This window comes from Thiohalobacter sp. COW1 (genome assembly GCF_016629505.1).
GTDB classification, from domain to species: domain Bacteria; phylum Pseudomonadota; class Gammaproteobacteria; order Thiohalobacterales; family Thiohalobacteraceae; genus Thiohalobacter; species Thiohalobacter thiocyanaticus_A.
This window is the reverse complement of sequence record NZ_AP024239.1, coordinates 181,994-200,840: the sequence shown is the minus strand read 5'-3', so window position 1 is coordinate 200,840 and position 18,847 is coordinate 181,994. Positions and strand designations below refer to the sequence as shown.

Below are 18,847 nucleotides of genomic sequence, written 5' to 3'. Positions count from 1 at the left end.
ATCCGGTGCACCTCTACAACCTATTGATTTACAGTAGATCTGCAAGCGTAGCATCGGCACTTGATGGGTACGCTTCCGAGGGGCAGTCACGGAGAATATCGGCCGAAGAGAGAGCCAGAGAGGGGGAATGTCGGGATGGAACGGAAACGGCCCGGTACGCTTGAACCGCCCGGAAGGCCCCGGAATAGCGGGATTCAGAGACAAAAAAACCGGCTTCAGAGAACCGGTTGTTTCGTGAATTGGCGGAGAGGGAGTCCGCCGTGTTAGCGTCTTATATCATCGCGAGAAACCGCGCTAACCCAAGTAAATTCAGCATCTTGGTGGTTTTGTACGTCTAGCGTCGTCTTACGGAATCGTCTAAGATAGTAAAATCTTAGGCGGGTAAGAAGGCGGGTATATCATGCCACGAGTAGCGAAAGAACTCACAGACCTTGCGGTGAAGCGACTGGGACCGAAGCCCGGTCAGCGCCTCCCCGTGAGCTATCCGGTCGGGGGCGTCTCCGGCCTCAGTCTCCAAGTCACCCCGGCGGGCGGTAAGTCTTGGCTGTTGCGGTACACGGTCCCGGGCCTGCCCGGCAGCAAGCAGAAGCGCCGCGAACTCGGCTTGGGCGGCTACCCTACCGTGACGCTCAAGCAGGCCCGAGAGAAGGCCCGGGAGCTACGCGAGCAACTAGCCGAAGGGACGGACCCGGTTGAGCAGCGCAAAGCCCAGCGGAGCGCGCTTGCCGCTGAGCAGGCCCGGGCGATTACCTTTGAGCAGGCGGCCTCGCAGTACATCGAAGCGAAGGGAGGCGAGTGGAAGAACGCGAAGCACCGCCAGCAGTGGGAAAATACGCTCAAGACATACGCCTTCCCGGAGCTGGGGACCCTTCGCATCAGCGACATCGACACGCCCCATATTCTGGCCGTCCTCGAACCGATCTGGACCACCAAGACCGAAACCGCGACCCGAGTACGTCAGCGGATGGAGGTCATTCTTGATTGGGCGACCGCGAGGAAGTACCGCGAGGGGGAAAACCCGGCCCGCTGGAAAGGCCACCTCGACACGATGTTGGCGAAGCCGACCAAGATCAAACCGACGAAGAACCACCCCGCGCTTCCGTACCCGATGGCCGCCGACTTCATGGCCGACCTTCGGGACCGGGAAGCCCTTGCCGCCCGGGCGTTGGAGTTCGGTATCTTGACCGCTGCCCGCTCCGGGGAGGTTCGCGAGGCGTCCTGGGCGGAGTTCGACCTTGAGGGCAAAGTCTGGACGGTGCCCGCTGAGCGGATGAAGGCCGGTAAGGAACACCGGGTGCCGCTGAGCGAGGCCGCTGTTCAACTGCTCCGGGACCTCCCCCGGCTCAAGGGCAATGATCTGGTGTTCCCGGCTCCGCGCGGCGGGGTCATGTCGGACCAAGCCATGAAGGCCGTTATCAAGCGGATGCACGACGCCAAAGTGAAGGCTGGGGGCAAAGGGTATCTCGACCCGAAGCAGGACAAGATCATCACCCCTCACGGCTTCCGCTCGACCTTCCGCGATTGGGCCGCAGAGGCGACCGACTACGCCAACGAAGTCGTGGAAATGGCGCTGGCTCACACGATCAAGAACAAGGCTGAAGCCGCCTACCGCCGGGGCGATCTGTTCGAGAAGCGTCAGGGACTTATGGCCGATTGGGCGGCCTATTGCGAGGGCTGACCGACTATACTTTTTCGTGTAAGCGTCTGATATACAAGAAAAAAGACTTTACGGAGACGTTGCGAGCCGATACGATACTAAGCAATACCAGCCCCGGGTCCTCCGGGGCGAGGTAGCAACACAGAAATGGAGAAGAAAAGGAGCGAGCCACTGGCTCGACCTTCCCATTTCTGTGGTGAGTCATCCGAAGGGGAAGCGTTCGAGCTGTTCGATTAGGCCCGCGCTTCCCCTTCGTCGTTATGGGGCAGCGCGGACGAACAGGAACCGCTGCCATGACACAGACAATTACCTCTCCACAAGAGCGCCGCCAAGCCCGCCCTCGCCAAGTCGCTGAATATCTGGGTGTGAGCATAGCGACCATCTGGCGATGGGCTGCTGAACGCCAAGACTTCCCTCGCAGCCGCAAGATCGGGCCGCGCGTGACAGTCTGGGACCTCAACGAGATTGACGCATGGGTTGACGCCCAGCAGTCGAACCAGCGTTGAGGAGGCGTCCCCCATGAAAAGCAACAAGCAAGCACGGAAAGCCGTGCCAGAGTTCGAGCGGGCGCGCTATGTCGCTCTGATCCTTCAACTCGACCCCTCCAAGGTCTACCCGATAGGTCCCGACGCGACCGAGGAAGGCAATCAGCATCTTGTTGATTTCGTCCTCGACTACCTTGGGCGTCTGGTCGATAACGCCGCTCAGATCAAGGCGAGGCCCGGCACCAAGCCGCCCCGCTTTTATCAGCACATGCGGACACTTCACCACTGCTGCGACGTGATGGACGGGACCGCCGAACCTCCCGCCCCGAACGAACACGGCGAGTATGAGAACACCGACGGCTACCGCTGCCCCCTGTTCCTACTGGAAGGGGGTGACGTATGACCGCGATTCAACACGACACCGCCGCCGCGCTCGACTTCCTGCGCCGCTGGTCGCCTGATGCTGACTGGTGCCTGACGGCGATTATCCCGGACGGCAAGACCGAAACGGCCACCTTCAAGCCCTCCGAGGAGGAGAAGGCCCGCGCGTGGATTGACGACCGGCAGGGACACAAGAACCTGTACTTTCACGTCAACGCGACCCGGGGCCGCCGTACCTCGAAGCCCAAGAAGCCGGACATGGCCGCCTTCCGCGCGTTCCATGTGGACATCGACCCGGCGGCTGGCGAGGACTTCGAGGAGGAGCGCCAGCGGATCGCCGCGATGCTGAGCGACAACCTGCCCAAGGGTATCCCGGCCCCGTCGGTTGTGATCGACAGCGGGGGCGGCTTCCAAGCGTTCTGGCTGCTGGCCGACCCGTTGCCCATCGACAAGCCCAGCGAGGCCGCGCCCGAACCGTGGGCCGATGGCGAAGCCTACAACCGGGGCCTTGAGCTGGCCTTCCGCGCTGACTCCTGCCACAACTGCGACCGGCTGATGCGGCTACCGGGGACCGTGAACCTGCCCAACAAGAAGAAGGCGAGCAAGGGCCGCGTCCCGACGGTCGCCCGCCTCCTGAGCTGGGAAGGGACGCGCTATCCACTGGAAGACTTCGACCGGCTGAAGGTCACGGCGAAGCCTGCCCCGTCTGCCACCTCTGCCACACCTACGGCCAGCGGTAAGGCCGCCGCCGTACTAGACCTGGGCGACGGTACGCCGATGGGCACGGAGGAGCTAAGGGAGTGGGCGGAGACGAATGGCAAGACGCTGAAGGACGCGACCTTGGCGCGGATCGCCACCGGCGCCGACCCGCTCGACCCGACTAAGTACCCGTCCCGGTCCGAAGCCCTGTGGGCGGTGGTCTGTGATCTGGTCCGGGCCGATGTGGATGATGGCGTCATCTTCCGGGTCATCACCGGCCCGAACGAGATCGCCGCCAGCGTCCGTGACAAGTCCGACCCGAAGCGGTACGCGCTCGACCAGATCGCAAAGGCCCGGGCGCTGATCGAATCGCAGCCGACATGGGACCGGGTGAACAAGGAAGGCGAGCCGCAACCCAGCTACTGGAATACGCGGACGGCGCTACAGCTCATGGGCGTCGAATGTCGGCACGACAAGTTCCGCGACAGGAACCTGATTGGTGCCCACGAGCTACAAGAATTCAGCGGCGACTTCTCCGACCACGCCGAACGCATCCTGCGTGATGAGATCATCCGCCGGTTCGGCTTTGACCCGGGCGATGTGAACGTGAACAAGGCGGTCCTTTCGCTGTGTACGGAAAACCGCTTTGACTCGCTGATCGACCATATCCAAGCCCTGCCGTCGTGGGATGGAACGCCGCGCCTCGATACTTGGCTGACCCGGTACCTGGGCACGGAGGAAAACGCCTACACCCGGGAGGCCGGGGCGGCTTGGCTCATGGCCGCCATCGTGCGCGCCTTCGAGGAGGGTGCGAAGTTCGACCAGATGCTGGTGCTCATGGGGGCGCAAGGCGTCGGAAAATCGACCGCGCTGCGGATACTGGCCGGTGATGAGTTCTTCTCTGATGCCCCGTTTCTCCACGCCCGCGATACCCGCGAAGTGCTGGAGGTGACGGCGGGTGTCTGGATTCTGGAATGCGCGGAGCTGGACGGGATCGGGAAGCGGGACGTGAACACGCTCCGCGCCACGATCACGCGCCAAGTCGATACCGGACGCCCCGCCTATGCGCGCAGTCCCGTGACGAGGCCCCGGCGGTTCATTCTGGGCGGCACGACCAATGAGGACCGCTTCCTGCTCGACCCGGCGGGCAACCGTCGCTTCTGGCCGGTGGAAGTGACCCGGGTAGACCTCGAAGGGCTGGCCGCCGCGAGGAGCCAACTGTTTGCCGAAGCGCTGGCGCGGTATCGGGCCGGGACGCATAGCCTGCTGCTCGGGCCGGAGGCGTCGGCCTTGGCGAAGGACGCGCAAGACCGGCGGCGGGTGGTTGATGAAGGATTCATCGAAAGCCTCGAAGGACTCCGCGAAGGTATCCAGACATGGAAGGGACAGTGGATCATCAAAACGTCGGCTATCTATGACCGGCTGGGGATACCGACGAAGGACCGCAACGGGGCTATGCCTCGCAAGGTCAAGGAGGCGATGACCGCGCTTGGCTGGAAGCCGGGCGGCCCTATCCGCATCGACGGTGAAGTGTGCCGCATCTATGTCTGGGAAGGCGAAGGGGAACCCGGAAGCCTTACCGCTGCGGATGGCGGGGGCGGATGCCCGTTCTGATCCGGATCGGGGGTGCTGGGCTGGACACGACGGCGGGGGCGACCTCGCCGTTGCTTTTTCGGGCTTGCCGTAACGCCTCCCACCGTAACGGTGAAAGTCCACACGGGCCGTGGGTTTCGGCTGGATTTTCGGGGGGTGCGTAACCCGTAACGCGGGTTACTCTATTACCCGGCCCGCTTATAGGACCCCGGGAATATCGCCCAGGACGCGGGAGCGGGTACTGTAACGGCTCCTCCCGCCTTCCTAGTCTTTTACCTATATTTCCCGTTACCGCGTTACTAAGAGAAGGGAAACCCAATAGGGACGTGGGATAGCGGCAGAAACGCGGACCGATGATTCAGCGTTACTTCGCGTTATACCCGTTACGCCCGACGGCTGCCGCTCCCCTTGGGCTGAAGGCCGCCCGTGCCGCCGCCCGGCTGGGCAAACCACCAAGACCGGGCCGGTTGTCCTTGCCAGTCCAGTTCGGCGGAGTATCCGTCCGCCCCTCCGCCACACTCCGTTGGTTTTATAGATGGTTACGCAATCTTACCCGCCTAAATACCCGCCTAAAAGGCTTCTAAGGGTGAGTTCCGGGCGCTAGAATAGATTGGCATATCAACCGATATGCGGAGCGCCGACATGGCCAATCTATCCCTTTACGCCCGGGTCAGTACCGATACCGACCGGCCCCTGAGCGACCAGCTCGAACGCCTACGGGCTTGGGCCGCCTCCGAAGGCCACACCGTCGTGGGCGAGTTCACCGACGACAACACCCGGAGCCTACAGGCGGACGCCGCGCGCCCGGCACTGGACCGCCTCTGCCAACTCGCCTTCGACGGCAAGACGGACATGGTGGCCGCCGTATCCCTCGACCGCCTTGGGCGTTCGCTGAAGCACCTGTTCGGCCTCCTCCGGGAGTTCGAGACGCTGGGCGTCACCGTCTACATCGACAGCCTCGCCCTCGATACCTCGAACCCTGCAGGCCAGCAGGCGGTTTCCCTGCTCGGGGCGCTCAACGACTTCGACAAAGCAATCATGAGCGAGCGCGCCCGGCGTGGATACCGCAAGGCCCGGGCCAAGGGCAAGCGGATCGGCGCGCCCAGGCTATCGCCCAGCAAAGAGAACCGCGTTGCCGCCCTGCTACAGGCCGGAGTCTGCCCCCATCGGGTACGGACCCTGACCAACGTCGGGAAGGCCGCCATTTACCGGATCAAGAGGGACTTGGAATGCAAACCAAGCGACGTAGAACAGCACTGACCAAGAAGGAGCAAGCCGCGCTCCCGGCCCTCCCGTCCGAAGCCCTCGACATCGCCCGCGAACTCGCCACCGAGGGCGTGCGAGAACACACAATCCGCCGGACCCTTGGGCTATCCCCCGCCCAGTGGAACAAGCTCAAGGAGGATGGCGAGGAAGGCGAGCTATCACCGCTGGCGCTGGCGCTCGAAGAAGGCCGCGCAGAGGGGGCCGGGGAGATAGTCGCCTTCATGAAGAACAAGATGCTGGCCGAAGGCTCCGAACGCGCCGCTGAATGGCTGGCGGATCGCGTCTTCAAGATCAACAAAGGCGACGGCAACGGGGACGACGCCCCGCGCGTCCTCATCCAGATCAACGCCGCGCTATCGCCGGAGGATTACGGGAGGGTCATCAATGTCCAGCACGACCACTGAGGCGGTCATCCGCCCGACGCCTTTTCAGGCCGCCGTCTTGTCGGTGCCAGAGGACCACTTCCTGTTCCTGGGCGGAGGCCGGGGCGGCGGCAAGTCCTTCGCGCTCCAGCTCCTCATCCTCCGGCACTGCAACCAGTATCGTCACCGCGCCCGGGTATTGGTGACGCGCCGCCGGTTGAAGTCGTTGCTCCAGTTCGCGGAGGAGTTGCGCGGGTTGCTCCGGTCGGCCTACGGCTCCGGGGTGAGCTACAACCTGAATGACAACATCTTCCGGGTCCCGAACGGCGCAACCGTCCAGCTCACGCACTGCGAATCGAGCGCCGCCCTACAAGACACGGTACAGGGCATGTCCTTCTCGCTGATCGTGGTCGATGAGGCGGGCGAAGGTCCTGAGCTGCCGGTAATCGACTCGCTGGCGCTGACGCTCCGTTCCCCGGGTGTCCCGTTGCGGATGGTACTGGCAGGGAACCCGGGCGGGGCGAACCACTCCGCGCTGGCTGAGCGGTACGTCACGGGCCGGGAGCCGTTCGCGCCTTTCGAGTTCGCAGACCAGAAATGGGTCTATGCTCCTTCGACGGTGGACGATAACCCGCACCTGCCGGACCCGTACCGGAAGAACTTTGAGGTGCTGCGCCATACCGACCCGGCTTTGTACAAGGCGCACCGGCACGGCGATTGGTCGGCCATCGTGGGCGATTACTTCGGGGGCGTGTGGTTTCCGGATCGCGCCGTGTTCGACCATCACGAGGTCCCGCCGGATATGTTCGCGACCTTGAAGCTGTCGGTTGACTGGGGGAGCGCCGCGCCTTGCGCGTCTGTCTTGGGCGGACGCCTCGCCTATGACGTGCGCTTGAGCCATGACCGGGTGATGCCGCGCGGGGCTTGGGCGATCTATGACGAGCATTTCGAGTGCGACCCGAAGAACATCAGCCGGGGGACGGGCCGGACGCCCGGGCAGATCGCCCCCGCGCTCCACGCAATGGCCGCCCGTAGCCGGTGCCGTGCTCGGGGCCTGATCGACTCCGCCGCCGAAGCCCGGACGGCGGGCCGCTCCGAAGCCTCGATTGCCGACCTGTTCCGGGCCGCTGGGGTCCGGGTATCGCCCGCCCGGAAGGGGGCGCGGGTGCCCCGCTTTGAGCATCTCAAGTCGCTCATGGTTAACGGGGAGTTCTTCGTGGCCTCGCGCTGCCGGTACTGGCTGGCGACCGTCCCAGCGTTGCCCCGGGACGCGAGGAACCCGGAGGACGTGGACAGCTCCGCGAACGATCACATGCTTGACGCGACTTCGTACCTGATCGCCGGGGCGTCGCAGGGTGCGGTACACGTCAGCGGCTTCTACGGGCCACCTCCGAAACCTCTCGACACCGGGAACCGGGTGATTTTCATCTAAGGTGTGTCGGCCCACTCCGGCGAAGCCGGGAACGCTGGTCTGCGACCCTAAAAAGTAAATTAACCTGTTGATTCAACAAGTTTTTCCAGTAGACTGCGCCACACCCCGCCAGCTATTCTCCCCGGTAACGTGACGCGATACCGCGCGCCACTGAAGGCCGGGAACAGCCCCCGCTACTGAGCATCAAGGGCAAGACCTCCCGGAATCGTGATGAAACTGGTTTGAGGAACAGCCCCATGCCCAATACGCCGAACACCGCCAAGAAGCGCATCGACTTCGACAACGTCCCGACCGGGGTGAGCCTGAGCGAGGACAACGTACAACGTCTGAGTGACCGCGCGACCGAAACCGCGACCGCCTTTCACCGGAAGCTGGACAAGCTCCAAGCGACCTTTGCCGAGGCCCGGGACCGCTATTCCCGCGACGCCGAAGCGATGGTTGCCGACGCCAGCCCCGAGGACCGGAGCGCCGCCCGCGCCTTCGCCAAGAAGAACGCCGCCAACAAAATTGCTGAACTTCGCCGCTCCCTGATCTCCAATTCCGAAGGCGAGCGCGCCGAACTCCTCCGCGCCTTGAAAACCTATTCTGATGAAGCCGAAGCCGTTGCCGCCGTCAACGTGACGCCCGCGATGATGCTGGGGCGCGTTGCCTTGGGCGAGCCGAAGCGGACCCAGTACCAGCAGCAGCTCGAAGGAGCCGGGCCGGTCGAACTCGAAACCGCCGCCCGTCAGGCCGTCATGTCCGGGGATATGGTGCTGGCCGCCGCCGTTGCGACGGTGATCGACCGCCGTACCCGGGACCGCCGCCCGTTCCCGGTAGCCGATCTGGCCGAACGCGTGATGGGCGAGGTACACGACCGCGTGAATGCGAAAATCGAAGGCGTCCGGCTGGCCTACAAGACCGCCGTTGCCGCTGATCGGGAGTTCGTGCGCGGCAAGGCCGATCCGCTGATGAACCTTTCCCTTGCCCTGAGCCGTCAGGCCGCCGCCGAAGCGGAAGGCGAGGAGTAACCGAACACTTGTGGTGGGTGTGCCCAGAGGTAGCGCGCCGTGATGGCGCGCCTTAGCCCTCGCGAAGTCGAAAGCCCGGGAGCGTCGTCACGCCGCTATCCTCACCCGGGCCGGAGGCTTCCGGGGGCTTCTTTTTGGTAGCCGGGGCCACCCTAAAAAGGCGATAATAACTCAACAAAATTCCCGAAACTTGTATATGACACAGATACTTGCAGAGAACCCATGACCTTAGCCGAAGAATCAGCCCAGCTTTTGACTGCTCTGAACCATGCGGACAACCGCAGGCAAGTAATATCCCCCACGCTCGACCCCGAACGTCGCAGTAAGCTAGGGCAGTACATGAGCCCCGCCCCGGTAGCGACATTCATGGCGCGTCTGTTCGACAGACTTCCTGAAGAAGTCAGGCTGTTGGATGCTGGTGCGGGTGTCGGTTCTTTGAGCGCTGCATTCATCAACGAGGTATGTCAGAACCACCCCGAAGTTAAAAGTATCGACCTGACCGCTTTCGAGGTTGATCCAGCCCTATGTGAACAGCTAATCGCCACCTTGAGTGATTGTGAAGCTGAGTGCCACGCGTCGGGTATTGCCTTCACTTGCCGTGTCATCAGCGAGGATTACATTCTTCATGCGGCGGAGCCTTTGCTGTCAGAGCAAGCCGCTCCGAATCAATACAATTGCGCAATCCTTAATCCTCCGTATGCGAAGATTAATAGCAACTCGACTACCCGCCGAGCGCTCCGAGGAATGGGCATTGAAACAACCAATTTATACACCGCCTTCGTTGCGGTTGCTTTGCTCCAGCTTGAAGAGAAAGGACAGCTAGTAGCAATTACCCCTCGCAGTTTTTGCAACGGCACCTATTTCGAGCCGTTCCGACGCCTGATGTTTGAGCGGGCTTCGCTCAAACATGTACATGTTTACGACTCTCGGAAACACGCATTTAAGGATGATGATGTTCTCCAAGAAAACATTATCTATCGGCTGGTGACTGGGGAACCACAAGCGGAGTCGATAACCCTTTCATCAAGCCACAGTCCTGCTGACTTGACCCCGACTTCACGCGAAATATCGTTCAACGAGGTAGTGGTTCCGAATGACAAGCACTGCTACATCCGGCTGGCGGTATCTGAGGAAGACGGCACCCTAGCCCTCCGGGTTCGAGCACTTCCGCAATCCCTAGCCGATTTGGGAATCAAGGTGTCAACGGGGCGTGTTGTCGATTTCAGGGCACGCGAACACCTGAGAAAAGACCCAGAGCCGGGAACGGTCCCCCTTATCTATCCGAGCCATTTTGATGCCGGTTACATTTCATGGCCTAACCTGGGTGGTAAGAAGGCCAACGCACTAGCCGATAACGAAGACACAGAAAAACTGATGGTGCCCAAGGGCATCTATGTGCTCACCAAGCGGTTTTCATCGAAAGAGGAGAAGCGGCGGCTGGTTGCTGTGATCTATGATCCAGAAAGGATCGACGCCGACAAAGTCGGTTTCGAGAACCACCTTAATTACTTCCACATCGGCGGGAAGGGATTGAGCGGGGACCTTGCAAGAGGCTTGGCGATGTTCTTGAACTCCACAGCAGTGGACCAGTATTTTCGTCAGTTCAGTGGGCACACACAGGTGAACGCCACCGACCTTCGTGGCCTCCACTATCCGACGCTAGAGCAGCTTGAGAAGGTAGGTCGCCGGATGGGTGGCGAGCTACCCTCACAGGAGGAAATTGACGAAATAGTCGAGGCGCTTCTAGTCTGATCTATTGAAACGACTCAACTAAGAACTGTTTGGCTGGGTCTGCCTGAATCCAGATATAGGTGTCCACAGCAATGTTCTTATGGGCACCTTGTCGGGACGCTGTTTCTTTCCAAGTCCGGTAGGTGGTTGTGAAACCGACCCCAGCCTTGCCGCAACGCTCCGCAAGACGGTTGAGTTGATTCACTTTGTGAATATCGACCTCGCCGTCACTGGTGACGGCTTCAATTATCCACAGCCAATCCGTCTCCGGATTCCAAAGAAGGACATCTGGCATTGCGTCTTCGAGAGTAAGTTCAATGCCTGCCTCCTTGAGCTTGGCGCGCTCAGCATCAGAAACCCTATCGCCATCGCTGTCATCAACATAAAGGACGCGAAAGCCATCGAGGAAGCGAGGAACGTAAACCTCGACCGAAGCCTTAATAAGGTCACCGTGGCCTGTCTGAACAAGTGACCGGGAAGCCTCTGCCGCGTCGGCCTGAAACTCTCGACGTGCCCTTGCAATATCTTGCCGCGCCCACTCTGAAAGCAGATTCGGCCATTCATCGTCAGGTGCGCGAAGAATGGACACAAGCCCTTCCTCAAGGCGGTAGCAAGAATTTGGCGACTTTGCCTTGATGTGCCCAGCGACAAACTCGCCTTCATGAAGGGTAAGCGGCTCGATTCCACCAAGCTGGCGCAGCGGCTTGATCCAGTAGTCGCGGCCTTCCCGATCCAGCTTCCAGTTACCGCGCTGGAGGATGCCGATATGGCATGCAAGGTGGGCTGTAGTTGCCCCGTCGGAGAACGTCGCCCCTTCGGGCGGACGGGCAAACCAGCTTGACGTCTCGTTGTCGAGGAGCGCAAAGACCCCATCAATGAGATCAGCATTGTCTCCCAAGTCGAGACGCGTCAGCACCTGCTTGATTTTGTCTTTTGTCACGCCTTGCAGGCTATTCGGTATAGCAGAGACGTTGTATTTGAGTCGCTCCTCGCGAAGATTCGAGACGTTATCGTGTAAGGCCATATAACCAGTTCCGTCAGTAACTTATGATTTACTGACATGATATGGTTCTAGCCCCGTTCTGTCCATGAACGAAAAAGGCCGCCCGGGTTAGGGGCGGCCTTTCGACTTTCGGTGCCTGCGGGCTGGAGTTTCCAGCGTTTTCCGCTAGGCGGGTACTTAGGCGGGTAAGGCGTGCAACCATGCCGGAAACCCACTAAATACTGGTAATATGGCGGAGAGGGAGGGATTCGAACCCTCGATACGTTGCCGTATACACACTTTCCAGGCGTGCTCCTTCAGCCACTCGGACACCTCTCCGGAAACCTGGATCTATCTGATTGTCTGTTGCTCGTACTTCAACGCCGCTGCGCGGCGTGGCGGAGAGGGAGGGATTATTCGTCGCTCCCGCTCCTCACCCCTCAAGGGGGCCGCTCGCTCACTGCGTTCGCTGCGCGTTGTCTCGGCCGGCTCCCGCCGGCCTCGGCTCGAACCCTCGATACGTTGCCGTATACACACTTTCCAGGCGTGCTCCTTCAGCCACTCGGACACCTCTCCGGAAATACGCGCCCGGCCCGCATCGGGACGGCGAAAGCGGGGTAGGATAAACTGCCCCGTGAAAATTGTAAACCTCAACATTACCTGCTCGATCAGATAGTTGAGGAATCTGCGTGATAGGTGAATTTCACTGCCCCCGCACCCGGGCAAGCCCGTCTCCCCTGCCCCTGACGGGCTGCCATCCGGCCGCACTTGCACTCCGATCAACACGCCATGAGGATCGGGCGGATGGGATGCCGCCCGGTAGGGGCTTACGCAGCAGCAGAAACCGGCTAACTTTCAAGATGGCGGGGCCTTACTGATCTCAACTGCCGGACACACCACAACAACCCAGGAGGCAGACATGCGACGCCTGTATTTTCTCGTTCCCGATATCGAGACGGCAAAGGCCATCGTGGATGAGCTGCTCCTGGCCAGAATCGAGGAACGGCGTATTCATGTACTGGCCCGGGAAAGCACGCCAATGGGAGATCTGCCCGAGGCCAGGCTGTCCCAGAAAAGCGACCTCGTGCCCGCCCTCGAACGCGGGCTTGCCATCGGTGGCGCCGCCGGCATCCTCGCCGGGATCGTCGCGGTCACCTTCCCGCCCGCCGGGCTCGTTCTCGGTGGCGGCGCCATCCTGGCAACCGGCCTGACCGGTGCCGGCGTCGGCGCCCTCATGTCGAGCATGATCGGGGTGGACATACCAAATACCCGGCTGAAGCAGTTTCAACAGGCCATTGAGTCGGGAAAGGTGCTGATGATGGTCGATGTCGGCAAGGAGAGGGTCAAGGAGATCGAGGACAAAATCAAACAGCATCACCCCGACGCCGAAGTCCACGGCACTGAGCCGACGATCCCGTCGTTCCCATAACGACGATGCCTCCATAGCCATCCTCCTGCGTGGGGGAGCGCCGGCATTTCAACCACTGCGCCTGTCCAGCCATTACAGGCGTCACTGCGTAGCGACGCATCCACTCCAGGCCTAGCAGTATTGCCAGCCCCAGCCGGGAAAACTGACACCAAACTTTAACATGCCATAGATACAATCCAGGAATCTGATTCAGAAACCGGCCGATTTCCGAATCGGCAGTCCGGCACGGCAGATCCGTTATGCTCGAACGTATCAGTTCCTGTTTTGCCCGCTCCCGGCGGCACGCAGTCATGCCAGTTCTGCTGCTGGCTGGCGGCACCGTATTCGCCGGCGGCTGGCATCTGACTCAGCCGGATGCCCACGAGGCCGTGACGCCAGTCCCGGACAGGCTCGAGGCAGTACCCGAACCGATGGCGCCGGTACCGGATTCGCCCCAGCCTGTGGCGTCGACCGAAGCGACGAATCGGCTGGCGGTCACCACAACGGGGACACCGCGTGCCGCCTCCGTGGCAACGGCAACGCTGCGGGCGGATTCAGCTGCCGAATATGGGGCCCCCGGCACGTCGACAGTCGAGGCTCAGAACCCCGCCCCCACTGCCAGGGACGCCGACATCGAAGGTCTGGCTGCACGCGCAGACCAACCCGCCCTCCGCAATTCCTCCCCGGATCGGACGCAATCCCCTGAGGCAGTCCTGAATTACTACAACAGCGGCTATATATCTGCGGGACGGGAACGGATTCAGGCGGCATTGCATGCAGGTGACGCCGAGGTAATCCATATCTCGAACGCGGGTGACGAGATCCGTGTCAGCCGTGGCTCGACTGCCGCAGCCGCCCCGACCGGTTCAGCGTCCGGAGCGACACCACGCAGGCACGATCAGGTGGATGAAACGGATAATGACGAACCGGACCTGAACCAGGATCCGGAGCAGCCACACATGGCCACGGCCAACTGCCCCGGCGCCCTGCCACAAGACACCTCCGAAGGCGCATTGCGAAGCATGACGCAGAACTACGGCTGTCGTTACCTGCTCACCTGTCGGCTGTCCAACGACGGCAATGACCAGGTACTGTGCAGCTATACCTTCGCCGGAGTGAATGGCTGATGCGTCTCTTCGTTGCACAGCCGCCCCGCCCATGAGAACCAGGGCCGAGTTCAAACATCATCCCCGCCAGCCCGGCTTCCGGGGCGAGGCGGTGCCGCTCACCCAGTCGCCGCAACCGCGGCTGGGCCTGATTCTGGGCGCCGGTCAGCACCTGCGTACGGCCGACGGCGCCAAGCGCTTCGATCTGAGCGTCATCGATCTTGACGATCCGGCCCTGCCCCTGACCCTGATCCCGATGGATTTCTTCGGCCACGGCATCGCAGCCGATCCGCTCAACCCGCAATGCATCAGCGTATTCGAGAAACGCGGCCGCGGCGCCTGCGAGATCGACCTGGGCCAGGGCCGCGTGAGCCGCAGCATCCCTACGGCGGACAACCGCCAGTTCTACGGCCACGGCGCCTATTCCCATGACGGTCGGCTTCTGTTCTGCACCGAGACGATCATGGAGGGGGACTGCCCGGGCGTGATCGCGGTGCGCGATGCCCGCAGCCACGACTACCTGGGCGAGTTTCCGAGTTATGGTGCCCACCCGCACGACTGCCGGCTGATCGACGATGGCAGAACGCTGGTGGTGACCAACGGCGGCGGCCCACGCGAGGGTGCGGCACCCAATGTGGCCTATATCGACATACGCAGCGAACAACTGCTGGAGAAGTTGGAATTCGAGCGCCGGGACATCAATGCCGGCCACCTGGATATCGCCGCCGACGGCAGCCTGGCGGTGATTTCCGCCCAGCGCCAGGGTCTGCCTCAGGAGGCCCCGGGCGGCATCAGCCTGAGGCCGGCCGGGGGCGGGTTCAGAACCCTGCGCAAGCCCTCGGGCCTGATCAAGCGCCTGCGGGGCGAGACCCTGAGCGTGCGCATCCACGCCCCCACCGGGGTGGTCGGCGCGACCACCCCGGAGGGCAATCTGCTGACCTTCTGGGACATGGCCAGCGGCGAACTGATCCGCTTCTATGAGTTGGAGAATCCGCGCGGCATCGAGTTGACCCGGGACGGGGAACACTTCGTGGTCAGCTTCGGCTTCCGCCGACCGGCCGAGGCCCTCACGCTGTTCTCGGCCCGTACGCTGGAGAAGGTGGAGGGTTTCGACCTCGACCCGGTGGCCATCACCGGATCACATCTGTTTTCATACTCGCTGCCCAGCGCGGCCTGATCACATCGTCCCGACATTCCGGCGCAGGCCGGATTCACCTGCTGTCGGCGGATTCGCCCGCTTCCCGCGCCGCGATCTGCGCGGGCGGATCAGCGCGCCGATGCCGTTCGGCATTCACGCTGGACTGGAACTCCATCACCTGCAGGTCTTCAAGTTTGAAGCGGTAGTCCTGATATTCGTTCTCAACCTTGACCCTGCCGATCCCGGTAAAGGGCTCCTCCCGGCTGACGGCCACGTCGCGGTAACGTTCGAGCAGATCGGCGTTGGCCTCGAACAGGCTGTCATTACGGTCACGGCACTCTTCAATCCAGGCTTCGCGCTCCTGCACTGCGCGCACCAGATGCTGGTTGTCGGCATACAGGCCGCGCAGGGTGGTGACGGCCTCCTGGTAACGGGCCATGAGTTCCTTGTAGCGTTCCAGATCGGAACGGATGCGCTCGACCAGCTTGTCATTGTTGTCGCGGAATTTATCCAGACGGGACTCGGTGGCCTGATGCTCGTCGCGCAGCCCTTTCAGTTCCGCCTCGAGCTCATCGTTGACAGCCTGCAATTCTGTCAACTGCCCCTGCAGGGCGGTGTTTTCCTGGCTCAGCAGGCGCAGCTGATACTGGGCCTTGCGCACAGCCTGATCACCGCCGCTGTCGCGGCGGGTTTCAGCCTGGGAAGGGGATGTGCACAACAGCCCCAGCAGCGGCATCAGCAACAGCCATGATTTCGGACTATGCATCATCATGTCGGCTCCTAGAATTTGGACACCAGATCCAGCTGCAGCACGTCGATGCCGAGCGCAGGACCATCGATCTCGTCCGCGCTCATGTAGCGGAACTTGAGATAGGTGTTCTGCAGCACACCGTAGCTCGCACCGAGGATCCAGCCCTTGGTATTGGTGCCACCCAGGTGGAAATCGGAATCGGTGAAGGCATCGAGAACGGCATCGCGCTCCAGATATTTATAGCCGAAGGAAACCTGCCAGGAACGGCGTTCCAGCAGGCTGGGCCATCCCACCGTCACCCGGGCGTAATAGCCCTCGTTCTGTTCCTCGTCGGGATCGTCGGTGAATAGAGTGCTGTTGACGAACATATCGCCACCGTCGAGACGATCGCGGATATCGTCCGCGTCATAGCCGATGTTCTGCACGTAGTCACCGGTCAGCACGACATGAATGGGCGCGAAACTGGCGATATCATACTCGGCCGTGAGGTTGAGCAGATTGAAATCCGAGGCCAGACCGAAGCGCTGGAAGGGGTCGGCCGGATCGTTGCTGATATCGAACATGCTGTTGCCCTTCTGCACAATCCCCGGCGCGGTGAAATCATACAGGTTGGGTTGACTCAGCGGACTGCGCTTGCCGGTGACATCGATATAGTCGTAATAGGCCACACCCAGACGCAGTCGTGACTGGTCTTCGAAATTCAGATCGGCCCCCAACTGGGCACCGAGCAGATATTTGTCACGGCTGTCGAGCTCGACCTCATCCAGTACAAAGGCGCCCAGCGTGGCGAACAGATGGCGATCACGCTCGTCCAGTGCGAGCAGACTGTTGCCCCCGCCCAGCTTGTGGTGGTAGGTCACCGCACCGCCGTCGAAGTTCAGATCCGAGTCCCAAACCAGGTCGGTGGAGAACCAGGGATTGGGCATGCGCCCGCCCCAGGCGGTCAACCAGGGCTCGCCCCGCAGACCGAGTATGTTGTACTTCAGATAGGCCCGGTCAAGGTTCAGATCCATCGAGCCGAAATCATTGTCCAGGCTTTCGTTGGTGGAGACCGCGGCACCGGTCGAGCCACTGGCCAGGCGCAGACCGGCGGTAAGGCCGCGGGTGACCTCGGCCTTGATGCCCAGGCGTGCCCGCAGGCGCGCGCGGTAGCGGTCCTCGCGGGTATTCAGAAACGCACGGTTGAAACCGCCGTTCTCATTGACTTCGCCATAATCGACGAAGGCGGTTCCGAAGTCCGGATTGTCGGAACTGTACAGGTCGGCCTGGGTACGCAGACGCAGATCGCCGCTGAACTTGAAGCGCCGGGTCCAGTCAGGCAGTGCCTGGGGGATTCCCCACTGCTCCTGCTTGGCCTGCGACATGACATCCACGACCACCTCGTTGCGCAGATCGGCGCGCACCTGCTGGCGGATCTCCTCACGCACGAAATCCGGCACATAGGGCACGCGTACCACATCCGGTTCCCCCTGGGCCTCGGCCCGTTCCCGGACCTGGAGCTCCCGTTGGGCGGATGCCTCGGCCCGGGCAATGATGGCGTCGGCGCGCTCCGCCGACAGCACCCCTTCGTTGACCAGCGCCTCGATCAGATTGAGGGTCGTGCTCTTGAGCTTGAGCAGTTCTTCCTTCTCGCTGGCCACAACGGGCTGTGCGAGTGGCAGGACGAACAGCAGGAGGGTCGCGTAGCGGGTCGATTTCATAATCATATTCGGGCCAGGGTGTGGTGATGTCGGATTGCAGCAGGTGGTTCAGATCTGCGATGAAATCCGCAGCCGTATGGGCTGCGGCATGTCGTCGGGCGGCATATCCGCCAGCGGCGGCAAATTCTCGATCCGGCTGAGCAGGAGCCGGTCTGTCTGTTCGCTGCCGGTGGAGCCGGCCAGCTCGGCGCGGTGGATGCTGCCATCGCCGGCCACCCAGATCCGGGCCACGACGCTGTAGTCACGCCGGCGCATCTCGTCGTCTTCCAGCAGCGCTGTTTCCAACTGGCGCTGCAACTGCGAGGCGTACCAGACGAAGGGATCCCCCGCCTGGCCGCCGAGCAACCCACGCCCACCCTTGCGGGCAGCCAGGCCGAAACCATCGGCACCGGCCACGCCCTCGGCATCCAGCCCGAGTTCCTCACCCAGCGGTGGCTGCTCGGCGACCTCGGGCATCTCCTCGGGCATGGCTTCCGGCTCCGGCACGTCCACTTCCTCCTGCGGTTTGGGCTCGGGCGGCTTTTCAATCTTCTTTTCCGGCTTGGGTGGCGGCGGCTTGACCACCGTAATCTGTTGCACCTTGCGCTCATCCGGCTGTGGCGGCTCGGCACCCATGAAGTGCATGATGAGCAGCACCATGCCCACGCCCACGCCCACCACCACCGCGGCACCGATGAGCTTGGGGAGATGACTTGACAGGCCACGACGGGACATGGCGACGGAGCGCTACTTGACCAGCTTCTGCGTGACCAGCCCGATCTGGGTAATCTCCAGTCGTCCCAGCAGGTCGAGCACATCGACCACGGCCTGATACTGGATCGCCGAATCGCCCTTGACCACCACCGGCAGATCGGGGTTGACCGCCTTGTGCTGCTGGAGGCTGGTTTCCAGCTGTTCCATGGTGACCGGATAGGTGTCGAGGTAGATCGTGCCCTCGGCGGTGATGGTGATCGCCTTGGTCTCGGACTTGCCGATACTCGGGGTGGCGCTGGCCTTGGGCAGGTTCACCATGATGCCCTGCACGGTCGCGGTGGTCATGATGATGAAGATCACCAGCAGCACGAAGGCCAGGTCGAGCATGGGCACGACATTGATGTCGTCGTAGGGTTCGTTGTCCTCTTGTACGTTCATGGCACGGTTTCCTGC

General features: G+C 62.0%; 17 protein-coding genes and 2 tRNA genes. 12 read left to right on the top strand and 7 right to left on the bottom strand.

Annotated features, from left to right (window positions below):
- Window positions 1-400: 400 nt before the first annotated feature.
- From COW1_RS00875 to COW1_RS00835, 9 genes are all read left to right on the top strand, one after another.
- Entirely contained in the window at window positions 401-1,678 is a 1,278-nt protein-coding gene (locus COW1_RS00875; RefSeq protein ID WP_201345122.1) for a site-specific integrase, read from the top strand.
- A 239-nt stretch (window positions 1,679-1,917) separates the two neighbouring features.
- A complete protein-coding gene (locus COW1_RS17215) occupies window positions 1,918-2,163 on the top strand; it encodes a helix-turn-helix transcriptional regulator (RefSeq protein WP_370590882.1) in 246 nt (81 codons plus the stop codon).
- Between the two features lie 13 nt (window positions 2,164-2,176).
- Window positions 2,177-2,545 carry a hypothetical protein gene (locus COW1_RS00865; RefSeq protein WP_201345120.1) on the top strand — a complete coding sequence of 123 codons (369 nt, stop codon included), beginning with the start codon at window positions 2,177-2,179 and terminating at the stop codon, window positions 2,543-2,545.
- Window positions 2,542-4,836, top strand: coding sequence for a VapE domain-containing protein (locus tag COW1_RS00860; protein ID WP_201345119.1), 2,295 nt, complete (start codon window positions 2,542-2,544; stop codon window positions 4,834-4,836). The genes COW1_RS00865 and COW1_RS00860 overlap by 4 nt, the downstream gene beginning before the upstream one ends.
- A 621-nt stretch (window positions 4,837-5,457) precedes the next feature.
- Window positions 5,458-6,075 carry a recombinase family protein gene (locus COW1_RS00855; protein WP_201345118.1) on the top strand — a complete coding sequence of 206 codons (618 nt, stop codon included), beginning with the start codon at window positions 5,458-5,460 and terminating at the stop codon, window positions 6,073-6,075.
- Window positions 6,045-6,485, top strand: coding sequence for a hypothetical protein (locus tag COW1_RS00850; RefSeq protein WP_201345117.1), 441 nt, complete (start codon window positions 6,045-6,047; stop codon window positions 6,483-6,485). Before COW1_RS00855 ends, COW1_RS00850 begins: the two co-directional genes overlap by 31 nt.
- Window positions 6,466-7,875, top strand: coding sequence for a PBSX family phage terminase large subunit (locus COW1_RS00845; protein ID WP_201345116.1), 1,410 nt, complete (start codon window positions 6,466-6,468; stop codon window positions 7,873-7,875). The genes COW1_RS00850 and COW1_RS00845 overlap by 20 nt, the downstream gene beginning before the upstream one ends.
- A gap of 236 nt (window positions 7,876-8,111) precedes the next feature.
- Window positions 8,112-8,885, top strand: a complete 774-nt coding sequence (locus COW1_RS00840) for a hypothetical protein (protein WP_201345115.1) — start codon at window positions 8,112-8,114, stop codon at window positions 8,883-8,885.
- 222 nt (window positions 8,886-9,107) lie between these two features.
- On the top strand, window positions 9,108-10,637 hold the full coding sequence (locus COW1_RS00835; protein WP_201345114.1) for an Eco57I restriction-modification methylase domain-containing protein: 1,530 nt from the start codon (window positions 9,108-9,110) through the stop codon (window positions 10,635-10,637).
- Window position 10,638: 1 nt separating this feature from the next.
- Here the strand turns inward: COW1_RS00835 and COW1_RS00830 are convergent, their stop codons facing one another.
- From COW1_RS00830 to COW1_RS00820, 3 genes are all read right to left on the bottom strand, one after another.
- Window positions 10,639-11,640, bottom strand: coding sequence for a BsuBI/PstI family type II restriction endonuclease (locus COW1_RS00830; RefSeq protein ID WP_201345113.1), 1,002 nt, complete (start codon window positions 11,638-11,640; stop codon window positions 10,639-10,641).
- Window positions 11,641-11,849: 209 nt separating this feature from the next.
- Window positions 11,850-11,937, bottom strand: a tRNA-Ser gene (locus COW1_RS00825).
- A 57-nt stretch (window positions 11,938-11,994) separates the two neighbouring features.
- Window positions 11,995-12,174: transfer RNA gene (locus COW1_RS00820), tRNA-Ser, on the bottom strand.
- Between the two features lie 343 nt (window positions 12,175-12,517).
- Here COW1_RS00820 and COW1_RS00815 point away from each other — a divergent pair.
- From COW1_RS00815 to COW1_RS00805, 3 genes are all read left to right on the top strand, one after another.
- Window positions 12,518-13,027 (top strand): DUF1269 domain-containing protein, encoded by a 510-nt coding sequence (locus COW1_RS00815; RefSeq protein WP_201345112.1) that lies wholly within the window; start codon window positions 12,518-12,520, stop codon window positions 13,025-13,027.
- A 239-nt stretch (window positions 13,028-13,266) separates the two neighbouring features.
- On the top strand, window positions 13,267-14,133 hold the full coding sequence (locus tag COW1_RS00810; protein WP_201345111.1) for a hypothetical protein: 867 nt from the start codon (window positions 13,267-13,269) through the stop codon (window positions 14,131-14,133).
- Between the two features lie 31 nt (window positions 14,134-14,164).
- Window positions 14,165-15,289: a DUF1513 domain-containing protein gene (locus COW1_RS00805; protein ID WP_201345110.1), complete on the top strand. Its 1,125-nt coding sequence runs from the start codon at window positions 14,165-14,167 to the stop codon at window positions 15,287-15,289.
- A 34-nt stretch (window positions 15,290-15,323) separates the two neighbouring features.
- Here the strand turns inward: COW1_RS00805 and COW1_RS00800 are convergent, their stop codons facing one another.
- From COW1_RS00800 to COW1_RS00785, 4 genes are read right to left on the bottom strand one after another with little or no spacing between them, the layout of a single operon-like run.
- A complete protein-coding gene (locus COW1_RS00800; protein WP_201345109.1) occupies window positions 15,324-16,022 on the bottom strand; it encodes a hypothetical protein in 699 nt (232 codons plus the stop codon).
- Between the two features lie 8 nt (window positions 16,023-16,030).
- Window positions 16,031-17,701 carry a putative porin gene (locus COW1_RS00795; RefSeq protein ID WP_201345108.1) on the bottom strand — a complete coding sequence of 557 codons (1,671 nt, stop codon included), beginning with the start codon at window positions 17,699-17,701 and terminating at the stop codon, window positions 16,031-16,033.
- Window positions 17,702-17,749: 48 nt separating this feature from the next.
- Window positions 17,750-18,415, bottom strand: a complete 666-nt coding sequence (locus COW1_RS00790) for an energy transducer TonB (protein ID WP_201345107.1) — start codon at window positions 18,413-18,415, stop codon at window positions 17,750-17,752.
- A 12-nt stretch (window positions 18,416-18,427) separates the two neighbouring features.
- Window positions 18,428-18,832, bottom strand: a complete 405-nt coding sequence (locus COW1_RS00785; protein WP_201345106.1) for a biopolymer transporter ExbD — start codon at window positions 18,830-18,832, stop codon at window positions 18,428-18,430.
- Between the last annotated feature and the right edge of the window lie 15 nt (window positions 18,833-18,847).

Coding starts and splice junctions, on each gene's coding strand:
- COW1_RS00875 (WP_201345122.1), top strand. CDS start 401: ATGCCACGAGTAGCGAAAGAACTCACAGACCTTGCGGTGAAGCGACTG.
- COW1_RS17215 (WP_370590882.1), top strand. CDS start 1,918: ATGGGGCAGCGCGGACGAACAGGAACCGCTGCCATGACACAGACAATT.
- COW1_RS00865 (WP_201345120.1), top strand. CDS start 2,177: ATGAAAAGCAACAAGCAAGCACGGAAAGCCGTGCCAGAGTTCGAGCGG.
- COW1_RS00860 (WP_201345119.1), top strand. CDS start 2,542: ATGACCGCGATTCAACACGACACCGCCGCCGCGCTCGACTTCCTGCGC.
- COW1_RS00855 (WP_201345118.1), top strand. CDS start 5,458: ATGGCCAATCTATCCCTTTACGCCCGGGTCAGTACCGATACCGACCGG.
- COW1_RS00850 (WP_201345117.1), top strand. CDS start 6,045: ATGCAAACCAAGCGACGTAGAACAGCACTGACCAAGAAGGAGCAAGCC.
- COW1_RS00845 (WP_201345116.1), top strand. CDS start 6,466: ATGTCCAGCACGACCACTGAGGCGGTCATCCGCCCGACGCCTTTTCAG.
- COW1_RS00840 (WP_201345115.1), top strand. CDS start 8,112: ATGCCCAATACGCCGAACACCGCCAAGAAGCGCATCGACTTCGACAAC.
- COW1_RS00835 (WP_201345114.1), top strand. CDS start 9,108: ATGACCTTAGCCGAAGAATCAGCCCAGCTTTTGACTGCTCTGAACCAT.
- COW1_RS00830 (WP_201345113.1), bottom strand. CDS start 11,640: ATGGCCTTACACGATAACGTCTCGAATCTTCGCGAGGAGCGACTCAAA.
- COW1_RS00815 (WP_201345112.1), top strand. CDS start 12,518: ATGCGACGCCTGTATTTTCTCGTTCCCGATATCGAGACGGCAAAGGCC.
- COW1_RS00810 (WP_201345111.1), top strand. CDS start 13,267: ATGCTCGAACGTATCAGTTCCTGTTTTGCCCGCTCCCGGCGGCACGCA.
- COW1_RS00805 (WP_201345110.1), top strand. CDS start 14,165: ATGAGAACCAGGGCCGAGTTCAAACATCATCCCCGCCAGCCCGGCTTC.
- COW1_RS00800 (WP_201345109.1), bottom strand. CDS start 16,022: ATGATGATGCATAGTCCGAAATCATGGCTGTTGCTGATGCCGCTGCTG.
- COW1_RS00795 (WP_201345108.1), bottom strand. CDS start 17,701: ATGAAATCGACCCGCTACGCGACCCTCCTGCTGTTCGTCCTGCCACTC.
- COW1_RS00790 (WP_201345107.1), bottom strand. CDS start 18,415: ATGTCCCGTCGTGGCCTGTCAAGTCATCTCCCCAAGCTCATCGGTGCC.
- COW1_RS00785 (WP_201345106.1), bottom strand. CDS start 18,832: ATGAACGTACAAGAGGACAACGAACCCTACGACGACATCAATGTCGTG.